Source organism: Vibrio sp. 10N.222.48.A3, assembly GCF_041475345.1.
GTDB lineage: Bacteria > Pseudomonadota > Gammaproteobacteria > Enterobacterales > Vibrionaceae > Vibrio > Vibrio tasmaniensis_A.
Genome location: NZ_JBFRVX010001805.1, coordinates 1 through 408, shown reverse-complemented (window position 1 = coordinate 408; position 408 = coordinate 1). Strand labels below are relative to the sequence as shown.

The window sequence follows — 408 nt, the reverse complement described above, 5'->3', positions numbered from 1 at the left end:
AGGCGGCATTATAGAGATCATCGAAAACATGGCAACCCCTTTTTTGATAAAAATTCAAAAAAATTGCTTAAGCGTCTACTTTTACGTCAAAACCCTCTTTCATAGGCCAAAGCTCATACAATCAAGAGCATATAACTTAGAATTTCGCGACTAGATCTTTCGAGAATGTCTCTATATCCAGTTCGATACTCCACTTTTCACTAAGCTCCATTATGTTATCTAGAGATTTCTGAACCGTTTTTATTGTCAATGTATTGTTATCTAGGTCGTATACCTGTTTTTGCGTGGTGTAATAGAAGTAAAGGATAGTTAATGCTTCTCGGTCGCCTTGCTCAGCTCTTGGTTGAATACGCTTTAGCTTACGATAGATTTGATTGTGAATCTGTTTCAGGTTCCACACATAAAGCG

The 408-nt window shown here is 37.3% G+C and carries 1 protein-coding gene; it reads right to left on the bottom strand.

What is annotated here, in order from left to right:
- Window positions 1–136 precede the first annotated feature (136 nt).
- Window positions 137–408, bottom strand: a 272-nt coding sequence (locus tag AB4653_RS28990) for a DUF3087 family protein (RefSeq protein ID WP_372106089.1), incomplete at its 5' end; no start/stop codon positions are given.